Source organism: Psychrobacter pasteurii (assembly GCF_900162815.1).
Taxonomy (GTDB): Bacteria; Pseudomonadota; Gammaproteobacteria; order Pseudomonadales; family Moraxellaceae; genus Psychrobacter; species Psychrobacter pasteurii.
Map to the genome: position 1 here is coordinate 1 of NZ_FUGD01000135.1, position 4,033 is coordinate 4,033.

General features: G+C 42.0%; 3 protein-coding genes. 1 reads left to right on the forward strand and 2 read right to left on the reverse strand.

Going from position 1 to position 4,033, the window contains the following annotated elements; genetic code table 11:
- Nucleotides 1-268 precede the first annotated feature (268 nt).
- A complete protein-coding gene (murJ, locus tag A1232T_RS11995; RefSeq protein ID WP_077449632.1) occupies nucleotides 269-1,819 on the forward strand; it encodes a murein biosynthesis integral membrane protein MurJ in 1,551 nt (516 codons plus the stop codon).
- 186 nt (nucleotides 1,820-2,005) lie between these two features.
- On the opposite strand, the gene A1232T_RS12000 is transcribed toward murJ, so the two are convergent.
- Complete coding sequence (locus tag A1232T_RS12000; RefSeq protein WP_077449633.1) at nucleotides 2,006-2,284, reverse strand: type B 50S ribosomal protein L31; 279 nt, start codon at nucleotides 2,282-2,284, stop codon at nucleotides 2,006-2,008.
- A gap of 256 nt (nucleotides 2,285-2,540) precedes the next feature.
- Entirely contained in the window at nucleotides 2,541-3,803 is a 1,263-nt protein-coding gene (locus tag A1232T_RS12005) for an EcsC family protein (RefSeq protein WP_077449634.1), read from the reverse strand.
- Between the last annotated feature and the right edge of the window lie 230 nt (nucleotides 3,804-4,033).

Genomic DNA, 4,033 nt, shown 5'->3' on the forward strand with positions numbered 1-4,033 from the left:
GGTTTTCATATGCTTAGTATCGCAAGATTAATTTTAGCTTACAACCCTTTAACGACTTCTTACGACAGTGTGTGTCGCCTTATATCCACCCCCTGAAGTAGGTGGTTTTACGGTGACCGGTGATAAATTCATCTAAGTGCTACTTTCCATCACAATTTCACTGGTCAGTCCCGTTATCTTATCTAGATAATGCTATAATTTGCCAGTTTTTTTGAAACCTTAAAAACCAGATTAAAAATATTTTAATATACACAGGTATTGAGATTACATGGCAAAAAGTAAACTGTTTCGCTCGACTATGATTGTCAGCTCAATGACCATGCTCTCACGTATATTGGGCCTTGTGCGTGATATGGTGTTGATGGGTGTGTTTGGGGCCGGCGGTCTCATGGATGCTTTCTTAGTCGCCTTCAAAATCCCCAACTTCCTACGCCGTCTATTTGCTGAAGGTGCCTTTAGCCAGGCTTTCGTTCCTGTTTTGTCTGAGTACAAAGAGCGTTTTAGCCTCCAAGAAGTACAGATTTTAATCAGCCGCACCTCAGGGGCCTTGCTGATGATCTTATCTATGCTGACGGTCGTGGTTATGCTCGCCTCGCCTTGGGTTATCACCCTATTTGCACCGGGCTTTGCTGATGATCCTGAGAAGTTTAACACGGCAAGTGAGCTATTACGGTTAACTTTCCCCTACTTATTATTCATCTCTATGACGGCGTTTGCAGGCAGTATTTTGCAAAGCTATGGCCGCTTTGCTGCTCCTGCAGTGGCTCCCGTTTTACTCAACCTAAGTATGATTGCCGGGGCGTTAATTTTTTCGCCTATGTTTGATAAACCTATTATGGCACTGGGCTACGCCGTTGCTATAGCAGGTCTATTACAATTCTTTATCCAGCTACCTCAGTTATATATGCAAAAGCTGCTGGTTAAACCGAAGGTTGATTTTCAGCATGAAGGCGTGCGCCGTATCTTAAAGCTGATGTTGCCGGCCATTTTTGGGGTGTCAGTTACTCAGATTAACTTGCTTTTAAATACCGTATTGGCCTCTTTAATGATGACCGGTTCGGTATCTTGGCTGTATGCCGCAGAGCGTTTAACTGAGCTGCCTTTAGGCTTGATTGGGGTGGCTATCGGTACGGTTATCTTACCTAGTTTATCAACCAGTGAAGCCAAAAAAGATGATGTCAGCTTCCGCAAGACCTTAGACTGGGCTGCACGATTAATTATTGTTGTGGGAATGCCTGCGGCTTGTGCGCTATTTGTCCTGTCTGATGTACTAATGCAGACCTTATTTATGCGTGGAGAGTTCGCTCTTGAAGACGCTAATATGAGTGGTTTTGCGCTGCGTAGTATGGCTGGTGGCATCTTAGGCTTCATGCTAATTAAGATTTTTGCGCCAGCTTTCTTTGCCCGTCAAGATACCAAAACGCCGGTTAAGATCGGTATTATCACCGTTATTGCTAACATGATATTTAGCTTGGTCTTCGTGGGTATTTTCTACTACTTTAAGCTGCCATTGCATGGTGGATTGGCTTTAGCAACCACGGCTGCTTCATTCGTTAACGCTGGTTTATTGTATTACTTACTCCACAAGCGTGACTTATTTCGCTTCGGTCCACAATGGAAAAAACTGTTTGCTCAGTTTGGTGTCTCTAGTGCAGTAATGGTGGCCTCGTTATACTTCATGCTGCCTTACTTCCCAACTCACGAAACTCAGTGGCATCGTGTCTTTGCGTTATTGCTAATCTGTGCTGTGGGCGCTATCGTATACGGCGTAGTTTTACTGGCTTCAGGCTTCCGTCCTCGTCAGCTAAAACACGGCTAATCAACGCAGAACTGTATTGCTTATAATCAAAAACACCAGCCGATTGGCTGGTGTTTTTTTAGACTCTGTTTATATTGTCGACATAAAAAAACCAACGCAACCCATATAAGGAGTGCAGTGGTTTTTTTATCGCTTAATTAACTAAATACTAACTAAGCTGCATCTAACAATTCGTAATTTAAAAAATTACTCAGCGTCAGTTTTCTTAGCCTTGCTACGGCCACCAAACGCGCCAAAGCGTTTGTTGAAGCTAGCAACACGACCTTCGTTAGAAGTTTTACGTTGCTCGCCAGTGTAGAAAGGATGTGAAGCGCTAGAAATATCTAGTGGGTAGTAAGGATATTCTTTACCTTCATACTCACGAGTAGCTTTAGTTTTAGCAGTTGAACGAGTTAAGAAGTACACGTCAGCGTTAGTGTCGTGGAATAAAACTTCTTGGTATTCTGGGTGGATATCTTTACGCATAATAAATTCTCTCTATGTCCGATATACAGCAGGGCTGTACGTAACTGAGGCACCAAACGCATTAGTAGTTAGCCATCATGTCACTGGCTCATTCCAGCACATAACACCAATTACCTGCTATTCTAGCCTTCCTCAGCGGGAAGTTAAGGCGAAGATTTTACAGTTTAATAGCGCTTGTTGCAAGTTATTAATCTCACAACAAACGCTATTATCCGTAGTAAACAGCCTAATAATAAACCATAGCAACGCTTACAAATTATTTCTTATCTTGTTGTTTTTTATCTTGCTCAGACTCTGATTCTTCTGTTTCAGGCTGCTTTTCTTCAGTTGCTTTTTCAGTTGAGCTGTCTTTGGCTGATTCTTCTTTACTAGCCTCTTGTTTTTCAGAAGCTTTTTTATCGTCTTCAGCTTTCTTCTGTTCAGATTGCTCTGGCTCTTTTTTATCAGCAGTTTCTGACGGTTGTGCTTTGTCTTCTTCACTGCTTGGTTTATCTTTTTCTTTGTCATCTGACTGAGAAGCTTGCTCTTCTTGCTTCGAGCTTACTTCATCCGTTAGGGCTTGTTTTGCTACGATAGGCTCTGGACCAAAAGTTGCTTTTGCCACACCAATAACCTGATCAATCAAATGACTGTTATAGTGAACCGTAGTCGCCACTGACACTAAAGGTAGGAATCTACCTATCCAGTTTAGGTTAATGTTGTCCATATCAAAGTTAAATTGCTCTGCTAATTTATCTACTTGCTGAGCATAAAACTGAACGTTTGGATTTACCACACCTAAACCTTTGGTTAGCTCACTGCGTAAACCATTGTTGTCAGAGCTAGCAATCAAACCTTTGGTCACCCCAAGTGCGGCTAAGATGGTCTGCTTTTCTTGCATTTTACTAAGATCAGCACTGCCCAATACGGCATAGGCCATTTTAACGCCTTGCTTGCCGGTTAGCGGTTTGTCATACACTGTGGCCAGCTGATATACCGTACGCAATGACACCAATAATAACCATAAAGTATCCGCTAACATACCTGGCAGACCAGCCAAACCAGTAACACCCCCTATTGTTGCTAAAGCGCGGTTTTGGTTGGCAATATCACGGGCCAAGGCATTACGCTCTTGATCCGTTAAACCTTGAACGCCCTCAAAACGCTGCTCACGAGGTAAATCAACTTCGCTCCAAGTAGCTGCTAACTTGGCCACTTGTGAGAACACCCCATCAGAAGCTTTTTGAAAAATGCTGTCTGGCACGACTTTTTTAGCATACTTGCTGTAAGTGGTAAAACGAGAGCCTAACAACTGCTGTGAGGTCTTTAGCGTTTGCTGGCTTAATAAGTTATTAACACTGTTGTCTTTATATCCTGATAAGTCCACCGCTTTGAACTGACTGGCTTTACCTGATTTAGCATTTAGACTGTCTAGCAGTGATCCAAAACGCTCTAAACCATTGCGCGCTACGTGACCTACGGCATCAACGCCATCGATAATTTTTTTACTGGTGTTAGACTTGTTTGATTTCTTAGCCATAAAAATTTCTTCCTAAAAATTTAATGAATGAATGGGGACTAAATTTTGAATTCTATTGTCTTTGTTAGTTTCTATCTTTGTTAGTTTCTTACTATTTTTTAATATTATAAGAAGTAATGAGAAGAAGTTAACCGTTCCGAAAAACTTACCTAAACCTACTCACATAGTTTTAGCGTTTTCTTCCTGCTTCATAGACGTCTGCCATTGTGATTACACTCAGGTCTTACATC

Coding starts and splice junctions, on each gene's coding strand:
- murJ (WP_077449632.1), top strand. CDS start 269: ATGGCAAAAAGTAAACTGTTTCGCTCGACTATGATTGTCAGCTCAATG.
- A1232T_RS12000 (WP_077449633.1), bottom strand. CDS start 2,284: ATGCGTAAAGATATCCACCCAGAATACCAAGAAGTTTTATTCCACGAC.
- A1232T_RS12005 (WP_077449634.1), bottom strand. CDS start 3,803: ATGGCTAAGAAATCAAACAAGTCTAACACCAGTAAAAAAATTATCGAT.